The sequence below is a fragment of the Kangiella aquimarina DSM 16071 genome, assembly GCF_000374105.1.
Taxonomy (GTDB): Bacteria; Pseudomonadota; Gammaproteobacteria; order Enterobacterales; family Kangiellaceae; genus Kangiella; species Kangiella aquimarina.
The window spans coordinates 812,303-834,587 of the sequence record NZ_KB893650.1 but is presented as its reverse complement, the minus strand read 5'-3'; the positions used below and the strand labels follow the sequence as shown (position 1 = coordinate 834,587).

Sequence of the window (22,285 nt, the reverse complement as noted above, 5' to 3'; positions counted from 1 at the left end):
AATCAATATTTCATGGGTTTATCTTTGCTTTTTGATCAAAAAATGATTAAAATTTGCGCCCTCTTGGTGATTCTCTCGTTTCACCAATTGTAACGTACTGATTTTATTTACTTTTTAATAAACATACATTTTAAGGTTAGGTGATTTTTAATGCCAAGCGTAAGAGTTAAAGAAAACGAGCCATTTGACGTTGCATTACGTCGCTTCAAGCGTTCGTGCGAGAAAGCAGGTATTTTGGCTGAAGTTCGTAAGCGTGAATACTACGAGAAGCCAACATCTGTTCGTAAGCGCGAAAAAGCTGCGGCAGTAAAACGTGCAGCGAAAAAAGTAGCTCGCGAAAACGCTCGTCGCACTCGCTTGTATTAATAGTTGTTTGGGCTTTTCTCTAGAACCATCGAAAGAAGAGCCCAAATTCTATTAGCTTAGTAAGGATTGACCATGTCTGCTCTAAACGATCGAATTAAAGAAGCCATGAAAGATGCCATGCGTGCCAAAGATAAGGCCCGCCTGTCGACTATCCGTTTAATCCTATCTGCTATCAAACAAGTTGAAGTCGATACTCGAAGCGAGTTAGATGATACCGCGATTCTTGCCATTCTTGATAAAATGGTCAAGCAACGTCGCGAATCGATCAAGCAATATGAAGACGCAGGCCGTCAAGAACTGGCCGACGTTGAATATGCGGAAATCGAAGTCCTTCAGGAATTCCTTCCAAAGCCACTAACTGATGACGAAATTGCCGAACTCATTGAGCAAGCCATCAGCAGCACTGGCGCAGAATCCATCAAAGACATGGGCAAAGTAATGGGCATTCTAAAGCCTCAATTACAAGGCCGTGCCGATATGGGCCAGGTCAGCGGAAAAATTAAAAGCCGTCTAGGTTAGTTTACAACCCCGCTAATCCTTATAAAACTTCGCCATACCATGGCACCTGTACCTTTTTGACAAATAAGTAAGCCACTTTAAACTGACAACACTTGCAGTTGGCACCCAATACCCCGTTAAAAGTTAGCCTCATTGCTCAAAATTATAGTGTAAATTGGGCAGGACAGCCCAATTTAGCAAATTCGAAACAAGGAAGTTTCGTTTTGCGGCACGTAAAGTAATTTTGAGAAGTGAGGGGAGCGCGAAGCGTCTAACTTTTTGGGGCGAGTTTTTTGGTTCGTTTTTTGCTCGTCCAAACGACCGAAGGAAGCCCCTTTAGGGGACATGAACATTAATAATACCTCGCCACAGCAATAAGTGGTGGTGTTGCCAATGACCACCCCATGCCAATCCACCATCTCAACCAAAGAACTAATCCAATCCACAGACTATGTAAAAACCGGTAGCTCTGCTATGATTGCCCAATTAAGCCTTACCTAATTATAAGTACTCAATGGGCCTTATCCCGCAACACTTTATTCACGAATTATTAGCTCGGGTTGATATTGTCGACCTGATTGATTCGCGTGTGCCATTAAAAAAAGCGGGTGCCAACTACAAGGCTTGCTGCCCCTTCCACGGTGAGAAAACGCCTTCTTTTACAGTCAGCCAGGATAAGCAGTTTTATCACTGCTTCGGTTGTGGCCTTCATGGTAATGCGATTGGCTTTTTAATGGAGTACGACCGCCTGGAGTTTCCGGATGCGGTTGAAGAACTGGCTGCCATGATGGGCATGGAAGTACCGCGTGAAGAGACGGTATCCAATGCTCCCAAAGTGGACACCTCTTTATACGACATCATGGAAAAAGCCGCTAACTACTATCAACAGCAGCTAAAATCCAATAAAAGCGCCATAGAGTATCTTAAAGGCCGTGGTTTAAGCGGCGAAATCGCCAAACAGTTTGCGATTGGCTATGTGCCCGGTGAGTGGCGCAATCTGGAGGCCATCTTCCCCAAGCTGCAACAGGATAAAAAATTACAACAGCAACTGGTTGAGTGCGGACTCATGATTCGCAAGGACAGTTCGCTGTATGACCGCTTTCGTGATCGCATTATGTTTCCGATCAAAGATAAGCGCGGACGTGTGATCGCATTCGGTGGACGGGTTATGGGTCAAGGCGAGCCCAAATACCTGAACTCTCCGGAAACGCCAATTTTCCATAAAAGTAATGAGCTCTATGGCCTGTATCAGGCACGCCAGGCTAACCGGAAACTGAGTCGCTTACTGATTGTCGAAGGCTACATGGATGTGGTGGCGCTGGCTCAGTTCGGTATCAATTATGCAGTGGCAACTCTGGGAACGGCCACAACGTCCAGTCATTTACAACAGCTTTTCCGCACTACCCGCGAACTAATACTGTGTTTTGATGGCGACCGCGCCGGGCGCGATGCTGCACTGCGTGCCATCGAGCATGGCTTGCCGCAAATGCGCGAGGGCCGTGAGATTCGCCTGATGTTCCTGCCTGATGGGGAGGATCCCGACTCCATGGTTCGCAAAGTGGGCAAAGAGCAGTTTGAGGAAATGATCGGTAAAGCAACGCCGTTATTCGAGTTTATTCTGGAGCATTTGTCATCTCAGGTGGATTTAGCCTCAGTATCAGGCCGCGGCCAGCTGGTTCATCTAGCCAAGCCGTATCTCGATAAAATCACCGATCCTATTTATCACGAGTTTTTCAGTAGCGCCCTGGCCGAAAAGGCAAAGCTGTCGGAAAGCAAGCTGGCGGCCATTATTGAGGCCCCAACTCAATCGCAACCTGCTCGCAAACCCACTCAGAGCAAGCCTCAAAGCACTAAAACCAATAAAACCCTGCAACTGGCGATTACCCTGCTATTACAGCAGCCAAGCCTTGCCCTGAGCCTCAAAAATTACGACTGGCTGCTGACTTTGCCGGATAAAGGCTCAAAACTTTTGCACCAATTACTTGAAATTATTCATAAAACCCCCAAGATCAATACTAGTTTGCTGCTTGAGAACTGGCGGGACAATCCAAAGTTGTATGATCGCCTGGCCAGTTTAGCCATGACCGAGCGCGAAGAGCGCATACAGGGTCAGGAACAGCAGGAATTACAGGACTGTGTGAATCGCCTGTTATTGCATGCCCGTAAAATTCGGGTCGATTATTTGCAACAGAAAGCGGCAGAGCACGGTCTAACCAATCAGGAAAAGTCTGAATACCGGCAATTACTATTGCTGGCCAAACAAGGCTCCAACGGCAATAGCGCCAAATAACTAGCGCTTGCTGTAGCTGGGGCAAATTCTGTATAATTAGCGGTTCGCTATGCGCAAGCCGTCGCTTGGTTTTTGACTCGCAAAATGTCTTGCGAGCCCTACAAAGGTTATTCTAGATGTCAGAGAATTCGCAACAGTCACAATTAAAGTTACTTATCGCTCGCGGTAAAGAACAAGGTTACCTCACTTATGCCGAAGTGAATGACCACTTACCACCGGATATCGTTGATCCCGAGCAAATCGAAGACATTATTCGCATGATCAATGACATGGGCATTCAGGTGTACGAAACAACTCCTGATGCTGATGAACTGTTGATGAATGACGAATCGGTAACCGATGAAGAAGCTGCTGAAGAGGCTGCTGCTGCATTGGCAAGCGTAGACAGCGAATTCGGTCGTACTACCGACCCGGTTCGTATGTATATGCGCGAAATGGGTAGCGTCGAGCTACTGACTCGCGAAGGCGAGATTGATATCGCAAAACGCATCGAAGAAGGCATCCGCCAGGTTCTAGGCGCAATCGCCAACTATCCTGACACCATCCGTATCCTCCTTGAAGAATTCGCTCTGTACGAAGATGAGCAGGTTCGTCTAACCGAAATCGTAACGGGTTTCACTGACGGTGAAGAAGCAGAATTCGTACAGGAAGAATCTGAAGCTGCGCAAATCGCCAACGCCAGCGAAGAGCTGGATAATGACGATGACGTGGATGACGATGATGACGACGAAGATGAAACCGAAGTCGATACTGGCCCGGATCCAGAAGAAGCAGCTGCGCGTTTTGCAGAACTGAAAAAGCAATACGACAAAACCGTTAAAGCCGTTGAGAAATATGGCCGCACGCACAAATCAGCGATCAAGCAGCTGGACGCCATGAAAGAGTTGTTTATGCAGCTTCGTCTGGCGCCAAGAATGTTTGACCTGCTGGTAACCAACCTGCGTGAGAAAATGGACGGTATCCGTGAGCAAGAGCGTTACATTATGATGCTTGCTGTAAACGGCGCGCGTATGCCGCGTAAAACCTTTATCTCAACCTTCTCAGGTTCAGAAGCCGATCCAACCTGGATCGAGCAACACGTTAAAAAGAAAAGCAAATACTCAGAGCCTTTGGCCGAACACGCCGAAGAGATTCTAAAAGCACAGCGTAAACTTCAATTGATCGAAGAAAGCTGTAGCTTGAGCGTAATGGAAATTAAAGAAGCCAACCGCGAAATGTCGATTGGTGAAGCTAAAGCCCGTCGCGCCAAGAAAGAGATGGTCGAGGCCAACTTACGTCTGGTTATCTCTATCGCCAAGAAATACACCAATCGTGGCCTACAGTTCCTGGATCTGATTCAGGAAGGTAACATCGGTTTGATGAAAGCGGTCGACAAGTTCGAATACCGTCGTGGTTATAAGTTTTCGACTTACGCAACCTGGTGGATTCGTCAGGCAATCACACGTTCGATTGCTGACCAGGCGCGCACCATCCGTATTCCGGTTCATATGATTGAAACCATCAACAAGTTGAACCGTATTTCTCGCCAGATGCTACAGGAAATGGGCCGTGAGCCACAGCCTGAAGAATTGGCAGAGCGCATGGAAATGCCGGAAGACAAAATCCGCAAAGTGCTGAAGATTGCCAAAGAGCCAATCTCCATGGAAACACCAATTGGTGATGACGAAGATTCGCATTTAGGTGATTTCATCGAAGACACCACCATTGACTCACCAGTCGACGCAGCAACAGGCGAAAGCTTGAAAGAAGTCACTGATGAGATTCTGGCTGGCCTAACGGCACGTGAAGCGAAAGTCTTGCGTATGCGTTTCGGTATCGACATGAACACAGACCACACTCTGGAAGAAGTCGGCAAACAGTTTGACGTAACCCGTGAGCGTATTCGTCAGATCGAAGCCAAGGCACTGCGTAAACTACGCCACCCAAGCCGTTCGGAAAAGCTTCGCACTTATCTTGACGAATAATAAGAGCTAAAATATTGCAAGCGCAGGAGATTTCTCGTAAACTCCTGCGCGTTCTTTTTCAAGAAACACATCCTCAATTTGTAGAACAATTAGGCACCGCCTGATTCACTACACATGGAAAAATGGGCCTTTAGCTCAGTTGGTTAGAGCACCCGACTCATAATCGGTAGGTCCCCAGTTCAAGTCTGGGAAGGCCCACCATTTTTCCTCAAAATTCTTTACCCCCTCTCTCACATTTACTCAATACCAGAATCAGTAAAACTTGTTTTCGTACCCGCTAAACCCTTTTACTTAAACAATACAGACGCCCCTTCTAGGTTTGTTAGCAGAACTTATTTGAACACAGATAATTTCGAACAAGCCGTAAAAAGTTAAACCAGAAACTTCTTGTCCTGTTTGTCGGGTTTAGCTGCATACTAAAAAGCATTGCAATTACAAAAGAGCTAATTACTATAAGGTCTGTAGGTCGTTGACCATGGTGTCTGTAAACTTAATATAAAAAGAGATACCAGAACAGGAATGTCCGGTTTTATATGGTATTAGCCGTAAAAACGGACATTAAAAATAAATTATTTTAAATCAATAGGTTATCGGTGATGTCCGGTAATATAATGTTAAGGTGAAGACCCCAGAAATGAGCATTGATATGGAATTCCGGCCGAGATATGAAAAAGTACAAATGATATTTCTTGGCCTTATTCTGGCGGGCGCTTTGTTTGCGTATGGAGCGTACGCACTCATTCAAGCCAGTTGTACGTTAATTGGTAGGGGTAACCCACCAATTGGAACATTGGTTACCTTCTATGGCACAGAGGCAAGAGTGCTAAGTACTATCTATATGGGAGCAGGGATTTGGCTATTCGCGGGAAGTTTTTTGAGCAAGCGCCATGCGTATAGGAAGGCCAAAGCTCTGTCATGGGCTGGTGCGCTTACATTCCTTTTTGGAATATGTTCGCTCGCGATCATTTTATGTCTGCCATTGTTCCGTCAGTAGAAACCTTAACAAGCGGCTGCACCGGATAAATTTCCGCTGTCACCCTTTGTGCCTAAGGCCGCCATCAAAAATTTACCCGGTGAGCCGGGCGTTATGGCCAGAGGAGTAAGACCTAGTAATGAGTAAGCGGTCGAAGGGAAAACGTATGAGGCAAAGCTTTTTTGATGTATGGAAGCATCGGCATCGGCTTTATATCTATGGGAATATCCCTGTACCTTTGTATCGAGCATTTTCAAAAAGAGAATACGCGGAAGAGTTCTGTTCTGGGAGAATAAGATTCCAGACTCTTGAGTACTACAAATCTATTGAAGATTCTGAAAGAATAGATCGAACAGAAGGGTATGGTGAGGTCGCTGCTCCAGGCGAATCCATAGTTGTTGATTTAGAAAATAAACAATTGATTTCAGTCCCCGGCACTGAAAATATTCATGCTGCCACATTTGAAAAGTCCCATTTCATATATTGTTTTTCCCTGCCAAAAAATGGTAAGCCTGATCCTGAGTTGTATAAATTTGGCTCCTATATTGTAAAGCTAGATTGTCCAGTCCTTTTACTAAAGGATTTGGCAATCGCCATACAACTCGACGAGAAGCTAAAGGTAAATCCACCTTGCTTGGAATCAGCAAAGGTCAACTACGACAAATTTGAACACTACCCCACTAAGCCCAATAAAAACAGATTAGATCGCATGAGGTGGTCTCAAAAGCCTAGCCTTTATGCGCCAGAAAGGGAATATCGGATACACTTTCAAGCTTGTACGGTAGAGCCGATATCTGAAGATGACACATACTATATTCAGCTAAAGGAACCTGTTAAATACTGCCAGATCCTTGAGAAACAGCCATAACAAAGCCAGCCAGAGGGACAGCCAAACCGCTGAGCGTTTTGTCTGCCCCTGCTGGCGGCGTTAATAATAACTGACCATACAATTTTTAATATTCATCCCTTACCCATTTCCCATCTTCCTTATGATACTCTTTCTTCACGGCTGACCAGGCGACTTTGTGGGCAACTTCTTCGCGGCTGTCGTCCCCCCTGCGATCCTCGGGGTTCTTGTATTCTTCCCAAGCAGAGTTAAAGGCTTTTCGGTAAATCTCCTGGGCATGCTTGGGCAGGTTATTCCGGACGCTATCGGGTAGTTCGTCATTCGATTGGTAAGGCATTTCAAACTCCTTTTAGAATTATGGGGCCAGAGAACCTATATGAATAAACTCCAGCTATTAGACACTCTAACCCCTTAGTCTTACGCGCTTAACTGTTCGACGGTACCCGCAAGCTATTATGGACTGCGTGATTACCCTTTCTCCAGGTTAGCCAGTACTCTGTGGGCTTCTTTAATTCGTTCTTCTTTGGACATACTCTTTACAACTATCGGGTGGAATGCGTCACGATTGGTGATAGCAAATGAAATCATTCCTACATCTTTGGCATCTAACGACACGGGAAATCCGACACTATATACGGTATCTGGGTTAGTAATGCCCATTAATGACAACCATTGAGCGATTGTTACTGGCTGATCAGCGATAAGAGGATCAATGATCATTTCATCAACGTTTCCATTGTTTCCTTTAACATAGACGATAGGTGCAACATGATAAGTCCATGGATTTTTATTTATTTTACTTTTGAGGTAACCGGAAGCCCAAGCCTTATCAGCGATGACGCCCTCCTTTTCAAACATATCCACCATTAGCTCAGTACGTGCAAATGCACCATCTTGAGGTTGTGACCAAGCCATATTTTTCATTGCTTTAGCTTTCATGAAAAGCGTTTTAGCCTTGTTTGCAGATATAGCCTTAACGGATCCCGGTTCAAATTTGGACATTTCTTTCAAGGCTTCGTGGGTGAAATATGAATTCCTATTGAGACGAATGCCGACCGGTAGGAATGCCTTGTTTATGTACTGGCTGGTGATATTACCGTTTACTTTCTCAACCAGGTGAACATACGCTATTGCTGAGCGCTCTTCATTAGTCTGAACGCCCAGAGAGATGATGTCATCTTTGAAGCTTGATGGGCACTGTGGAATGATGTCCTTAAGATATTCGCTGAAGTCTGGATCCTGAAAAGTGAAGTAGGCGGTGACATTATTCTGTAGATTTTCAGGAACCTTGCGTGCATTAGTAAGACGAGAATGCTTAAACTCCTCGTTATAACGTATAAAAGTTGTATTCAAACCCCAAACCTTCATGGCCTCCGGGTCATTTTTAGTGAATTTTGCTTCTCCCTTACTGTTTCGAGTGTAGCTTATAGGCAGGAAGAGCTTTTTATCGCGATCAAATAAAAGATAATGGTTGTCACCACAGGACATAAAAGGACAGGTGCCGGGTGTCAGTTCTTCGCATTCTTGATAACCCTTTCCCTTCGAGAGCAAAAACATAGGTTCCCTTGGCCCGGCAACCTCCCCCCCGAATTTTCGAGCATTATCAACAAGCAGCTCTTTTAATGCAGTCAGTTCACTGACTATCTCAGGCTGGTATTGCTTTGCGGAAACAATATTCTTGCTGAGACTATTAGTCTGCTCTACTAGGCTCTTTAATATTGTTATGGGCGTCTCATATTCAGGAACGTCAACATCTTCATAGATTTTCTCACTGAGGACATTGAAATATTTTGTTGTGCCATCTTCTGATAAGGGCTTAACAGAAAATGGTTTTGGAGAAATGTTACCAAGGACAATGCCTATTAGTTTACTTCTTTCATCAATCTGAATGATCGCTGTTTCTTCGTCTTTTTTACAGTAAACAATAGGAACCTCTTTGGGTGTACTGCAACTGTCGAACTGCAATTCCTCAGAATAAATGACGGAGGTCGCGTGTGCGTAGAATGGCAAAGCCAGAAGAAGAGCTAGAAGGTATTTAGTTTTCATGTTGTGTCCTGAATAATTATCCATAAAGCCTGTCAGGCTATATTTCTTCGTATTATTCAAGTCATACTAATCAGTGAATGCTTGTTTTGCAAATAACCACCTTTGGAAGATTTTCCAGCTCCACTTTAAAGTAACCACTATTACCATGCTGAATAAACGGAGCCTTGAAGTAACGATCAGGAATCGAGCAAATTTGTTCTGAACTAATATGATGCCAAACTATGTTTACATAAAAACATGTCAGACAGAACCTGGTACTAAGCAGTGTTTTTCCTAGGACTCATTGACGTCTTTTTCTAGTACTCTCCAAACCCTCGAATCTCCAAACCGCTAATTTGCGATGCATTTGTGCATTATGTATACTGATTTGCCTTAAATGGATTTAGGAGGTCGTAATGCTTAAGAAGTTTCAAAAGCAAGAAAGTCAGCGTATTCAACAGATAGCAAACTCTTTTTGTTATCAAAAACAATTTTTAAATCAGTCATTTTTTATACCTGTAAAGGTATTTATCTCAATAGTGGTTCTACTAATACTCCTGTCCCCGCCCTTGGTGACCGCTGCGACCTTTGTCGTCAATTCTACAAGCAATGAGAGTGAATTTTCTGGAACGATAGGCGATGGTGAATGCTTAACCTTTTCAGGAGTATGCACTTTTCTCGCGGCAGTTGTGGAAGCAGAGCAAACTCCCGCTCTCGACACCATAGATCTCACAGGGGTTAGTGGCACCATAGAAGTCAGCTCCATCAGCTTTCAGCACCCACTCCATATCATTGGCGGCGGTGATGTTATTATCAGCGGAATAAATGAAAACTTTCGCTTTTATGGCGATGGTTCAGTGATTTCAGGCATAGAATTTGCAGAGTTTAGGAACCTGATTCTTCAAGCCGACAATCAGTCCTTCACGGGAAATGTGATACGCGACGGTTCAGGGATCCAATCTGTTGGCGATGGAAACCTTATAGAAGGTAACCGAATCTATCGAAGTAACTCATTCGGTGCCATCAGTGTAGCACCATACGCCCCACTCGATCCCAATATCCAAAACACAGGCACCGTTATACGTAAAAATATTATAGGTTATGACAAATCCGGCTCTGCTGCGCCAGGATATTCCAGCACGGGAATCACAGTAATTAGGGCAACCGTCTTGATTGATGACAACACCAGTCATGGTTTTCGTGCCGGCTTTTATCTTCAACAAGTTTCAGACTCAAGCATCATTAACAACCGTATTGGTGACTATGATGGGGCAACTGGAAACGGTGCCATCTCTATTTCAGGCGTTGCAGGCCACGGCATTTGGTCGATAGACGGCACAAACAACTTGTATACGGGCAACTCGAGCAATGGTCACAATGTAAATGGTATCTACCTTGAAGGCAGCCAGGGCGCACAGGTTCTCTCCAATCAGCTGATGAATAATGGCAACGCTGGCATTGCTACAACATTGCCGGGTAGTACCGTTGAAAGGAACATGCTTGTCGGTAACGCAGGGTTAGCAATTGATGTCATGAGTGATGGCATCATAAACCAAGTCAGCCCTGACGGGATACCCAACCCTCCGACCATCAGCGTTGAAAACCTGAATGGAGCTCAACTGTTCAAAGCCGAGTTTAACGATTCAGAATTTGCTAATACCGAGCTAACCTACTGCCTTTCAGTATCCACGGCCTGTCCATCAGACGTTTCGCAGGCCGAATTCAACTTATTTTGTGGCAGCGACATTAGTGATAACTCAGGTAGCAACCTCTTTACAACGCCAGGATTAAATATTATTCCCGAAGGTCGCTTCATTACCAGCACGGTCACCACACCTGATGGCAGTTCAGAACTATCGGCCTGTTCAGTCGTTCCTCCATTAGAGCCAGAAGCGGAGCCATTGGAGTTTTATAGCCTGAATGCCTGGGTACTTAACCTGAAAAGCGCCAAACCTTTGCTTGGAGTATTTCTGGGTTCGGGAACAAACGATGTTTCAACAATTAATATAGACTCGCTCCAACTTGGAGATGCGCAAGGTTCAGTCATTACCACAGCCGATGTGAATGAAGACGGCTATTTCGATATGTTGGTTAAATTTTCTGGTCGAGAGACCGGTGCTAGCTGTGGAGACACCTCGTTGATTTTAAATGGTGAAATCGCAGAAGTTAGTTTCGAGCGAGAGCTCGAGCTAAGAACCGTTGGATGTAATCCAAGAGGAAATGTAGCTAAACAAAATTAAAGCTTCACGGTAATCCAGTATAGTACTGTAGCTTGCTAACACAAAAACCGATGCCTAGAGTTTAGCCATCGGTTTTTTACAGAATAATAATCTTAAAGCTCTAATTTGTATTTATTTCCTATACTGAAGATATTTAAGTTTTATTTTCAATCTCATCGTCTAGTGGTGACATCAATAATGATGTATCAGGATAAGTTAGAAAGTTTCCGCTCATTGCTTCTAAAATTAGAAGTAGAACGCAACATAGGCAAAATATCCTTGCCAGAAACAGGTTTTGAAATTAAATAGCCCTGAATACGATCACAGTTTAAATCTGATAACACTTGATAGGTTTTAAGGTCTTCGACACCTTCTGCAACCACCACTAACCCCAGAGCATGCGCTAATTCAATAGTTGAACTGACAATCTTAAATGTACGCTCATTTTTATGCAGCGAAGCGATAAAGCTTCTATCCAGTTTAACTTCGTCCACTGATAAGTCGTTCAAGTAAGATAATGAGGAATAGCCAGAACCAAAGTCATCGGCTGCGCAGCTTATCCCCATAGACTCCAACTCAAGCATAACCCACTTTGCTTTCTCTTTTTCCTCTAATAGTTCGCTTTCAGTAACTTCGAAAATTAAGCTATTGGTTACTAAATCTTCGACAACGTCTCGTACAAACTCAACAAATGAATCATCAACCAAATCTCTAGTTGTAATATTGACACTAAATTTAACGTTATCGGTTTGTGGCTTGTGACTATTAATGAAGCTGATAACTTCTTTAATGACCCATCTTGTCACTTTTTTGATATTGCCTGACTCTTCAAGTAGGGGAATAAAAAGATAGGGTGAAACCATTCCAAGTGCTGGATGCTGCCATCTGATTAATGCTTCAACATGGGTAATGGTTTCAGTCTTTACATCTATTTGTGGTTGGTAATGCAAAACAAACTGGTCACAGCCGACCTTATAAAAATCACTGAGTAATTTTAAGTTTCTACTATCAGGTTCAATATCCGGATTATAATCAGCAACTTGAATTCTCTTTCGCTCCGCATAATTCATTGCGGTAATTGACTTTCTAACCAGCTCTGATGATCTGGGAAGCTTTTCATCAGCATTTATTAAAAAATCATAGACACCAATTACTGGTACTGGGTAGATTTGATTAGAGTCCAGGTCAGAATGGTCACTTAAGATTTGAATAATGTCATCAACGCATTGCTGATTATCGGTGGATACAACAAAAACGCCATCACCAAAGTGTGCAGAAAGAGTTTGGTCAAAGCTCGCAAGCTTTTTTGCAACGCTGACAACAATATCAATCGCTTTACGGTATCCAAAAACACTGATAATTGAAACGATATTGGTAATCCTGATGGCAATAACAAAAAGCTGTGTATGATTGATAAAAGTGTATGTTATTTTATCATCTAGAAGGTCAAATAGTGCCTTACGGTTTAATAGCTTTGTGGTGCTGTCATGTGTTGCATTAAAAGCAAACTTTTTATGAAGCTCTCGACTACTTTTTAATTCCCTCTCTAACTGTGCAGTTTTATGATTAACTTTTCTTCGCAGCAAGTTATTGATAAAGAAAACTATACTTAGTATTACGACAAGGCCTGCCATTAACCAAGATAGTTGGCTAAGACTTTTCCAAAAGCTTTGTGGCTTCCATTCGAGTTGAGACTCCCATTTTTGATAAATCTCGCTGTAAGTCCCATCAACAACTATTTTCGCTAATTGATCCTGCAACTCTTCCTGAAGTTTAGTGTTACCCTTCTTAACCCCAAACGCGTAGGGTCTTGGCCAAAAAGGTGAGCTGGACAACTTAATATCTAGACCATAATTATCCGCAAGCTTTTTTGAAGTGACTATCACTTCAATACAGGCATGAACCTCCTCATTTGCAACACTTTTTAGACACTCTAGTTCTGTATCGGTCACAACCAGCTCTAGATCATAATCAGAGCTTTCTAATGCTGTTTCTGCATAAGCACCGTTAACGATAGCTACTTTTTTCCCCCTCATGTCGGTAAGTGTTAACGGCTCATTATTGCCGCTATGAGTGAATAGTCCATGTGCCACATAATAAAATGGCTCAGTAAAATCAAAATACTGGCTGCGATCTTTTGAGGGTATAAGAGCAATAGCATCAGCGCTACCATCCTGCACAGAACGCAAAGCACTGTCCCAATTCATAAGTTTGACTTCAATGGTAGCTCCGGCAGAATAAGCCATTGCATTTTGCAAGTCAGTTATAAAACCTTTAGGTGGTTCGCCGTCAGATATGGATTCAAGTGGTGGGTAATATTCAGAGCCTACATAAATTATATGTTTAGGGTTAACGGATGTGTCAACTAGCTCAGCTCCCTGACTGCCCTGAGCTGTCGGAAGAAAACAAGCCAACAAGATTAGAAGCTTTTTCTTAAAGCAGTTATCCAATATGCATTCCATTTATATCCCTGTCTTTTTTTGTACCACATGGGTGACATTTAAGCAATGCAACTCTGCAATTGAATGTAAATCCCCATAAACGGGACTGGCATTCTAAGCATGTTCAATTCAAATTACCTATTATTTATCATTTTTTGACTATCTCATTTGGATAACTTTATACACATTTCTTTATTACTCTTCCTATTCCTATCGTGATAGCATTCTCTGGCTTTCACAATTCAGGACAAATTATTCAAATAATTGAAGGAGAAAACCATGAAAGCAATTATTGCTTTTCTTATTGTAATAACTTTATTTTCTACCACCACCCAAGCTGAAGATTACTACTTTGAAGCGCCCTATCCTGCAGGGGGTTCAAATGTAACCTATCCAGGTCTGGATTTAAGCAACGCCAAGAAAATCAAAATCAAAGCCTCAAATTCTTATTATGACCCCATGATGAAAATTGACGAGCTTGAGATTATTTTTGAAAACGCCACTAACTTTAAGGCAAGCAACTTCAAATATACCAACGGCTCCTATAGAGCAATTGTTGAAGATGCATGGATTTATCGTAAGGTGTATGTTGAAGTTATGACTCCTGAGCCATTAGCTTCTAATGAAGATATTTATGTCTCTCTGAACGTTGTTGAGTTTGAAGGAGTGCTGGATGACGTCAATATGAGTCATGGGCAACCAATCTACGATGCTCACGGCTTTCTGGAAGATGTCACACCTGATGTTCTAGTCGACCAGGAGACTATCGTTCTCGATGGTAAGAATTTGACGATTCAGCTGTTCAAGCGAGCCAAGTCAGGGTTGGAGGGAGAAGGATTCAAACTGGTTACCAACTGGCACGGCTATGGCCAAAGAACCATCTACCTGCCTGCTCCATTCCCAATGTCTGATGCCCATATGTTTAACGCGGTGGGAATTGAACTTGAGTCTCATCAAATGCCAGACGGTTTTGTTGATTACTCCATTAGCATTAAATACGAAGATGTTTTTGGAGGTTATAGCCAAAGTGGTCCAATTGAACCACTAGCCATGTACATTGAACAAGCCTACGGCTACTACCCATGGCCTTAAACTAAACTAGCTTTTTAACCACCTCTAATTGTGAAAGCAAGGCTGAGTACTGACCGGTGCTCAGCTCTCCCCAGAACTTGAATTCTGTACACTCCCTAACACTAAAAATTAATCACCTTGTGTACGCTAGCGCACAGATAATTGATGCAATTGAGAACACATTATACCCATCAGTTTCAACATGGTGTTGGGCTGGTAACTCATGACCTTTAAGGAGAATCCTATGAGTAATAAAGCGAAGCAAGCTCCAGCTAGCAAAAGCGCCCCAAAACAAGCTGCACCAAAACAAAATGCAGCTAAAGGTGCTCCTAGCCGCAGCGGCAAGAAATAATCCCGTCAAAGCATAGTTCAAACGTTCAACGCTTCGAATTCAAAGTTCGAGGCGTTTTATTTTATGAGCGTTAACCTGAGGAATAGAGGTTGTGATAGCACTCACAACTGAGCTGTTCAAGCTGTTTTCTATTAAGAATCTTTATGTGGCCACGTTTGTAATCGATAAATCCCTGTAGCTGCAGCTTATGGGCAGCTTCTGAAATTCCCTCCCTCCTGACGCCTAAAAGCCCAGCAATATGCTCGTGGGTCACATCAATGACTTTGTTTTGAATCTTGTCTGATACTTCTAGCAACCAGAAGCACAGCTGCTGCTGAATAGTATGGAACCGATTACAGGCGACTTTGGTCATTATTTGATGTTCAATTCTGGAACATGATTTTAATATGGGCACCCGAAACTCTCGCTCGTTATGAAACCAGTACAAGGCTTCTTTGGCCGGCATTAATAGAGCTGTGCCTGCATGCAGTACCTCAGCTCTCAGCTGGGACTTTTTGCTTCCTGAAATAAGCGCACCACCACAAATATCCTCTGCCCCCAGGCAAGCTACCTGTATTTCATCGCCATCATCCAGCTCGAAGATCAAATTAATGACGCAACCCATGGGGAAGTAAAGATAATTGATGGCTTCCTGAGATTCGAAAAGTATTTTCCCAGCCGGGAGCTGGGACTGTTTCATGCTGGTCATCAACCGGCGCTGTAAAGCGGCAGGTAAAGACGAGAAGATTTGATTTGGAGTTTGCTCTATAAGACGTTCCATAACTGCCCCAAACTTTTGCTACGGGCTTGGAGTATGTTACGCCTGCTAAGTTAACTTTACTAGTATGGTACAAATAGCATAAGCAAAAAAACCGATAGCTATCCTAGCCATCGGTTTTTATAACAATTACGGTAACTTAAATTTCTAAACTAGCTTCTATACCCTGTACTTTACGTCGTGCAAGAGCCAGGTTAGCTTTTGCTTTATCCAATACCAGATAAATAAATAATCCGGATGGGTTTGTAGTTGGTCTGATGATATGCAACTGCTTTTCCAAAGTAATCAAAATATCTTCAATTCCGCCATCAATGCCTAAAGAATCCATAGTTGCCATTTTTGCTTTTACAACTTCGGTATTTCCGGCGCCAGCCAGCTCTAAGTCAACACCCCCACCTTCAGTGCCCAAAACCATTCCTGATTCATAATCTACAAGTGCTGTACCTAAAGCACCATCAATTTCCATCAATGCATTTAACGATTCTTTAATGTTCGACATTTAAATTTCCTCATAAATTTAGAGAGTTAAAAAATAATAAGAGCAATGTTTTCGTGTTACATGAGCGCGATATTTTTCGCGCACATAGTAATAAGGTAATTAGCTTCACCCAGTAACATTTTCTTACTGGTTACTATTGATAAAACTAATTCTTTTTCGGCGAGCTTTAATTTTTTTATCAGCAGATTTCCGTTATCAGTTTCAACTATTGTTGAATGTAAGTTTCCACCAATAATTTGTTTAGAGCTGGCATTTCCTAGAGACACCAAGGAGCTTGTAATCGCAGACACTCTATCTAATTCAACTTCATCATCTAAGCGAGATTGATGCAGTATTCCAAATCCATCACTGGTGCAGAGCGATACCATTTTCAAGTCAAAATATTTATTTAGCAGTCCCTCAAACAATTTGTTTATTTCTTCTTTCTTCATGCCATATTTTCTCTTTTCGAAAAATCATTTGCGTTATGCATGCTTAACAAGGTATGCAGTAATAATAAGGAGCTTTGTTTTTTTCGCGCATCGACTGAGAACACAGGAGCATTAACACCTTTCTCCTGTAGCACTTTCTGTATCACTACCTGATTGATGGCCTTTATATCAGTATGCGTGACACCAATAGCCAGTGGGCAATATTCTTTGTCATTGATGAAGACATTAATCAAATCAATAAGTTTGTCCGGTGCTCGTAAATGCTCAGCTTTTACTAGCAAAATACAAGCCCAGATATCTTCCTTGACCATATCCCAGATGAATGAATAACGTTTCTGACCAGGGACTCCGTATAGACCTATAGCATCGCCTTCTCCCAGGGTGATACGTCCATAATCAATACCTACGGTGGTTAGCGGTTTACCTATGTTCTTACTCGATGTCACATCGGTATCAACTGTTTCTATTTCGCTTAATGTACGAATCAAAGTACTTTTTCCGGCGCCAACATCACCGATAACAACTAACTTTCGATACATCTCAAGCCCCTCTAACCAATTCCGCACTGCTTTGTTCATTTCTGCCATAGGCAGAACGGAGAAAACTCATCAATTTTTCTTTATATCCGGCTAAAGAGAATGGGTTGGTACCAGGCACTCTGTCATTCGTTACTGGCTTTGTGCTAAGTAGATTTGATGTTTTTAGCGTGTTAAGTAAGTGGCTGATAGTTTCATCAGAGCAACCACTAAAACTTTTTAATTGCTGATAACTGACGTATTGAGTTGATAACAAAGCACACAGATCAATAAAGCTGTGTTTATAAGTAACTCGCCCAAAATCGGGCCAATAATCGAGCTTATAAGCCATACCCTTTAGTTCAGGGTGTAAATCTGGCATACATAAAGTGTTCCACATGTAATCTTTGACTGATGACATCTTCGCCTCACATAGCGATAAAAAGTTCTACAAATCGACGACCAGGCCAGCTTCAAATTGTCCGTTTTTGAGTGGTCCAGAAAAGTTTGTGAACTATGTCACCTTTTTTGTGAAGGATGCGTGAAAACTATTAACTTTATTTTTTTGATAGATTTGGATAATTCCAAGATAGATGCAAGCTATTTTTTGGAGGTGAATAAATAGGTTAGTTCTGGCTCTAAAATATACACACTTTAGAGCCAGCCTATAGCAGAAGGGAGTTAAGCCATTTTACGCTTAAAGTATTGCTTAACCTGCGCTGATTTGTAGTAAAGCAACGGCACCAGCACCAGCGTAATCAAGGTTGAGAACAAAATACCAAAGCCAAGCGACACACCCATTGGGATCAAGAATTGAGCCTGAGTCGATTTTTCGAAAATCAACGGCATCAATCCAGCAAAGGTGGTCAATGAGGTCAGCATCACCGGACGCAGACGTCGGACACCGGCATGCAGTACTGCATCAAGCAGACTTTCACCATGCTTTCGTCGCTGCTGATTGATATAATCGACCAGCACCAGACTGTCATTCACCACCACACCGGTTAACGCCAGCATTCCCATCAGACTCATCACGCTCAGCGACATACCCATGATCCAGTGCCCAACAATTGCCATACAGGCGCCGAATGGAATCACTGACATAACAATGAACGGCTGCACATAAGACTTAAATGGAATGGCTAGCAAAATATAAATCGCGAAAAGCACAAACATCAAACTGGTGGTTAAGCGACTGGTCGATTCTTCCTGTTCACGCGCTTCACCTTCCAAGGAATACGAAACCCCAGGATAACGCTCAAGAATCTCCGTAGTTTCCTGATGAATTCGACGCTTAATCGCTTCGATATCGGCAGTTTCTTTTTGCACATCTGCAGTGATATTTAAAGTCCGTTGACGATTAATACGCGTAATACTCGATGGACTGTTGCCGTAGGACAGCTCCGCCAATTGCTCAAGCGGTACTTTAGCGCCCGATGGTGTCTGGATGAGCAGACTATTGAGTCCATCAAGGGTACTACGTTCTTCTTTAGCCAGACGTAACATCACACGAACGTCTTCACGACCACGCTGAACACGTTGCACTTCTACGCCAAAATAGGAGCTTCGAACCTGACGTGCCAAGTCGCTCAGGGTCAAACCTAGAGTCTCTGCCTGAGGTTTGAGACTGAACTGAATTTCCTGCTTGCCTTTGGAGAAACTATCGGAAATATCAAATACACCGCTGATATCGCCAAGCATTTCCTTCACTTCCATGGCAGCGCCACTTAGTCGTTGAATATTGGAGCCACGTAACTGGACATCAATCGGATCTCGGTTACGACCTATTTCAGCTCGGAAAGTGAGACTCTCCACACCCGGTAAAGGACCAATCAGCTTGCGCCATTCATTGACCAGTTCGGCACTGGTGATATCACTTTCGCGTTCTTCTGGTGCGGTAATCTCAAACATGACCAGACCATTGCTTGAACTGACGGCTCCACCACCGCCACCATAACCACTGACCGAGAAAATATGCTCGACAATGCTGCTGCCGTCTTCTTCACGATACTTATCTTTCAGCTCCAGTGCAGCTTCGGTCATGCGCTCTACATAACTGTCAGTCAATTCAAATGGCGTTCCTTCCGGCATCACTAATGTGGCGCGTGCAATTTCAGATTGAATCCGCGGGAAGAAAATAAAGCGTGTTAGACCACTACTCACTGCGGCCCAAATTAATAACGCAAATGCCAGGAAAATCGCCAGTGTCAGTTGCCAATGAGCCAGCGCAAATTTAAGTGCAGGCTTATAAAACCTCATGACAAAGTCTTCAAAACCTTTGGCAAACTTCTGTTGATACTGCACCAGCTTGTTGTCGTTCTTGGCGTTTAGCTTTTTCATATGGCCAATGTGCGCTGGTAATATCAGCTTGGACTCGACCAATGAAAAAATTAGAACTGGAATAACAATTAACGGAATTGAGGAGTAGAAGGTTCCCCAACCACCTCCAATGAAGCTTAAGGGTACAAACGCGGCCATGGTGGTAATCACACCAAAGGTCACAGGCACTGCGACTTCCTTGGTTCCATTGATCGCAGCATCAAGTGGACTGGCCCCTCGATTAAGATGGTTGTAAATATTCTCACCAGTAACAATCGCATCATCGACCACGATCCCCAGCACCAGAATAAAGGCAAACAAACTGATCAGGTTAACGGTCACGCCCATCTCTGGCATCAGCGCCATACCACCGGCAAAAGCAATCGGTATTCCAAAACTAACCCACATCGCGATGCTGGGTCGTAAGAAAAGTGCTAACAACAGGATGACCAGCAAACCACCCTGCACAGCACTGCTGATTAGAGTGTTCAATCGAGCATTCACACTTTTAGAGCGATCACGCCATATCGATAAATCTACACCTGCCGGAAGATCGGACTTCTTGGCAGCAACATAATCTTTTACCCGCTGGGCAACTTCTATCGCACTTTGATCTCCAGTACGATAAATCTCCAACTCAATTGATGGCTTGCCATCAAAACGAGTATTTAAACTTTCTTCTTCGAAACCATCTTTAATTACTGCCAAATCTTTTAGCATCAAGATAGTGCCGTCCTCACGGGTCAGGATTGGTACCTGCTCAAATTGTTCCTGAGTATAAGACTGGGCTTTAAGCCTCAGTAATATTTCACCGCGCTCAGACTTGACCTGCCCCGCTGATAAATCCAGTGAGCGGCTGTTAATCGCATTGGCAATATCCTGTAATGTCAGGCCGTACTCATTCAACAGACTCTGGTTTACTTCAATAGCAATCTCAAAGGCACGCGCACCTGAAGTTTCAATTTGGGTCAGCCCGGGAATTGAAGACAATTCTTCCTGAATAATCTCAGAATATTGGCGCAACTCCTTTTCAGGAAGATTCCCGCTAACCACAACGCTGATAGTTTCACGACGTCGCTCTACCTGCTGAATAATTGGGCGTTCTGCTTCAAGAGGCAGGGTATTCAGAGCACCTACTCGGCTTTTGATTTCATCCAATAACTCTTTAACATCATAATCTTCTTCAACTTCAATGGTTACTCGGGACACATTCTCAGATGATGTCGAAGTTAATTGCTTGATTCCATCCAGATCATAAATGGCCTCCTCAACCCTGGTCGAAATGGTCTGCTCAACTTCTTCCGGAGTAGCACCACGAAATGGCACGACTACATTAATGAACTGTAATTCGGTAGTTGGGAAGGTTTCGATTGGAACGCGCTTAGAAATAGTGAAAAATCCAGCGACTAAAATCACCACCATCAACAGGTTAGCCGCAACAGGATTACGAGCAAACCATGCGATCATAGTTTAGCCTCCTGAACTTTATTTAAATCGGCTTCAGGCTCTTTCTTTACGGCCTCTCCTCGAACTCTGGCTTTTGCTCCATCCGCCACGAAGCTCAAAACATTGCTCACCAGCAGGCTGCCCTCACGAACAAGTTCTCCTGACTTTTCTGGCTCAATCACACTTTGGTCGTTACCTTTCCAGATCACGGACACCTTCTGCCTATGCAAATGTCCTTCGCTAAAAATAAAGACTTCGTTATTTTGTGAAATTAACTTGGAAGGAATAACAAATATATTTTCCAGCAAGCGACCCTCGATTTGTGCGCTTACAAACTGGCCCGCTTTCAAATAGGCTTCTTCTTTAAGAATTGAACCTGGTAATTTAGCAGTCACGAACCACTGACGGGTAGCGTTATCAATCACGCTATCAGTTCGATCCAGTTCAGCAAGCCATACTTTTTGTTCACCGGCAAAGTCTGCGACTAAACGAACCTTAGGCTTGTCCTGACTGTTATCAAGCTGTAAGAATCGAACACGGTTACTTGGTACTGGTAAGCGTACTTCTAATGAGTCACTGGCAAAAATACTGGCAACAGGGGTATTGGAACTGATTAACTGACCAAGATCAGTCAACTTTTCAACGATGTAGCCATCATAAGGGGCATTGATCTGGGTACGACTTAAGTTTAATTGGGCTTTCTGTAGTCGAGCCTCCGCGGCAGCGAGTTTTGCCTGAGCAGAAGCCAGTTGCGGTTTTCTCAACACCAGGTCAGTCGCTTCACGATTTGGATTAATCTTTTTCCAATCTCTAAAAGCCTGCTCCGAGCGAGCAATTTCCTCATTCAATGCCAGTTGCGCAGTGGCGACTTCAGCCTGCGCAATGGTCACTTCAATCTCATAGTCACGACTGTCAACACGAACAAGAGCATCACCTTTATCAAAGGCTCGACCGCTCTCAAAGTTTGGCGCCACCCAGGTAACGATACCTGAGACCTGCGCAACCAAATTGCCTGACGTGGTCGGTTCGATGGTGCCATACGAATCCACGAAAATCTGATGGTCTACCAGCTTCAGCGCTTCCACATCAACCACTTCAACCTGCTCTATGTCAGGACGGTTAAATGCCACAGGCTTAGTGTTCACCATACGGTAGGTAACAACTATAGCTATCACTATGATTAATAGCGGCAAGATAGATTTCAGCCATACTTTTTTGTTGCTGGCTTTACGGTTAGAAGGTTTCTGCTCGGACATAAGGCTTCAAATTCCA

General features: G+C 43.4%; 17 protein-coding genes and 1 tRNA gene. 8 read left to right on the top strand and 10 right to left on the bottom strand.

The genetic code is table 11. The features are described from left to right. Positions 1 to 150: 150 nt before the first annotated feature. The 6 genes from rpsU to B158_RS0104090 all read left to right on the top strand — a co-directional run bounded on the left by rpsU (position 151) and on the right by B158_RS0104090 (position 6,959). On the top strand, positions 151 to 366 hold the full coding sequence (gene rpsU, locus B158_RS0104120) for a 30S ribosomal protein S21 (protein ID WP_018624089.1): 216 nt from the start codon (positions 151 to 153) through the stop codon (positions 364 to 366). Positions 367 to 438: 72 nt separating this feature from the next. Further along, a complete protein-coding gene (locus tag B158_RS0104115) occupies positions 439 to 885 on the top strand; it encodes a GatB/YqeY domain-containing protein (RefSeq protein WP_018624088.1) in 447 nt (148 codons plus the stop codon). 493 nt (positions 886 to 1,378) lie between these two features. After that, positions 1,379 to 3,154: a DNA primase gene (dnaG, locus tag B158_RS0104110; RefSeq protein ID WP_018624087.1), complete on the top strand. Its 1,776-nt coding sequence runs from the start codon at positions 1,379 to 1,381 to the stop codon at positions 3,152 to 3,154. Between the two features lie 116 nt (positions 3,155 to 3,270). Beyond that, the gene (rpoD, locus tag B158_RS0104105; protein WP_018624086.1) at positions 3,271 to 5,118 is read left to right on the top strand and encodes an RNA polymerase sigma factor RpoD; all 1,848 of its coding nucleotides are present in this window, start codon (positions 3,271 to 3,273) and stop codon (positions 5,116 to 5,118) included. A 124-nt stretch (positions 5,119 to 5,242) separates the two neighbouring features. Then, positions 5,243 to 5,319, top strand: a tRNA-Ile gene (locus tag B158_RS0104100). Between the two features lie 938 nt (positions 5,320 to 6,257). Then, on the top strand, positions 6,258 to 6,959 hold the full coding sequence (locus B158_RS0104090; protein WP_018624084.1) for a hypothetical protein: 702 nt from the start codon (positions 6,258 to 6,260) through the stop codon (positions 6,957 to 6,959). An 85-nt stretch (positions 6,960 to 7,044) separates the two neighbouring features. On the opposite strand, the gene B158_RS0104085 is transcribed toward B158_RS0104090, so the two are convergent. Next, positions 7,045 to 7,275 (bottom strand): ChaB family protein, encoded by a 231-nt coding sequence (locus tag B158_RS0104085; RefSeq protein ID WP_018624083.1) that lies wholly within the window; start codon positions 7,273 to 7,275, stop codon positions 7,045 to 7,047. 131 nt (positions 7,276 to 7,406) lie between these two features. Beyond that, a complete protein-coding gene (locus tag B158_RS0104080; protein ID WP_018624082.1) occupies positions 7,407 to 8,984 on the bottom strand; it encodes a protein-glutamine glutaminase family protein in 1,578 nt (525 codons plus the stop codon). Between the two features lie 395 nt (positions 8,985 to 9,379). Here B158_RS0104080 and B158_RS0104075 point away from each other — a divergent pair, with 395 nt between their 5' ends. Beyond that, positions 9,380 to 11,203 (top strand): right-handed parallel beta-helix repeat-containing protein, encoded by a 1,824-nt coding sequence (locus B158_RS0104075; RefSeq protein WP_018624081.1) that lies wholly within the window; start codon positions 9,380 to 9,382, stop codon positions 11,201 to 11,203. Positions 11,204 to 11,388: 185 nt separating this feature from the next. Here the strand turns inward: B158_RS0104075 and B158_RS0104070 are convergent, their stop codons facing one another. Further along, positions 11,389 to 13,644, bottom strand: a complete 2,256-nt coding sequence (locus B158_RS0104070) for an EAL domain-containing protein (RefSeq protein ID WP_018624080.1) — start codon at positions 13,642 to 13,644, stop codon at positions 11,389 to 11,391. Between the two features lie 258 nt (positions 13,645 to 13,902). Here B158_RS0104070 and B158_RS0104065 point away from each other — a divergent pair, with 258 nt between their 5' ends. Then, complete coding sequence (locus B158_RS0104065; RefSeq protein WP_018624079.1) at positions 13,903 to 14,715, top strand: hypothetical protein; 813 nt, start codon at positions 13,903 to 13,905, stop codon at positions 14,713 to 14,715. A gap of 401 nt (positions 14,716 to 15,116) precedes the next feature. Here B158_RS0104065 and B158_RS0104055 read toward each other — a convergent pair whose 3' ends face one another. The 7 genes from B158_RS0104055 to B158_RS0104025 all read right to left on the bottom strand — a co-directional run bounded on the left by B158_RS0104055 (position 15,117) and on the right by B158_RS0104025 (position 22,269). After that, positions 15,117 to 15,806 carry a Crp/Fnr family transcriptional regulator gene (locus tag B158_RS0104055; RefSeq protein ID WP_018624077.1) on the bottom strand — a complete coding sequence of 230 codons (690 nt, stop codon included), beginning with the start codon at positions 15,804 to 15,806 and terminating at the stop codon, positions 15,117 to 15,119. A gap of 136 nt (positions 15,807 to 15,942) precedes the next feature. Beyond that, the gene (locus tag B158_RS0104050) at positions 15,943 to 16,302 is read right to left on the bottom strand and encodes a hypothetical protein (RefSeq protein WP_018624076.1); all 360 of its coding nucleotides are present in this window, start codon (positions 16,300 to 16,302) and stop codon (positions 15,943 to 15,945) included. 56 nt (positions 16,303 to 16,358) lie between these two features. Then, entirely contained in the window at positions 16,359 to 16,733 is a 375-nt protein-coding gene (locus tag B158_RS0104045) for a roadblock/LC7 domain-containing protein (protein ID WP_018624075.1), read from the bottom strand. After that, on the bottom strand, positions 16,730 to 17,272 hold the full coding sequence (locus B158_RS0104040) for a GTP-binding protein (RefSeq protein WP_018624074.1): 543 nt from the start codon (positions 17,270 to 17,272) through the stop codon (positions 16,730 to 16,732). The genes B158_RS0104045 and B158_RS0104040 overlap by 4 nt, the downstream gene beginning before the upstream one ends. A 1-nt stretch (position 17,273) precedes the next feature. After that, positions 17,274 to 17,669, bottom strand: a complete 396-nt coding sequence (locus B158_RS0104035) for a hypothetical protein (protein ID WP_018624073.1) — start codon at positions 17,667 to 17,669, stop codon at positions 17,274 to 17,276. A gap of 260 nt (positions 17,670 to 17,929) precedes the next feature. Further along, entirely contained in the window at positions 17,930 to 21,034 is a 3,105-nt protein-coding gene (locus B158_RS0104030; RefSeq protein WP_018624072.1) for an efflux RND transporter permease subunit, read from the bottom strand. After that, positions 21,031 to 22,269 carry an efflux RND transporter periplasmic adaptor subunit gene (locus B158_RS0104025; protein WP_018624071.1) on the bottom strand — a complete coding sequence of 413 codons (1,239 nt, stop codon included), beginning with the start codon at positions 22,267 to 22,269 and terminating at the stop codon, positions 21,031 to 21,033. Before B158_RS0104025 ends, B158_RS0104030 begins: the two co-directional genes overlap by 4 nt. Between the last annotated feature and the right edge of the window lie 16 nt (positions 22,270 to 22,285).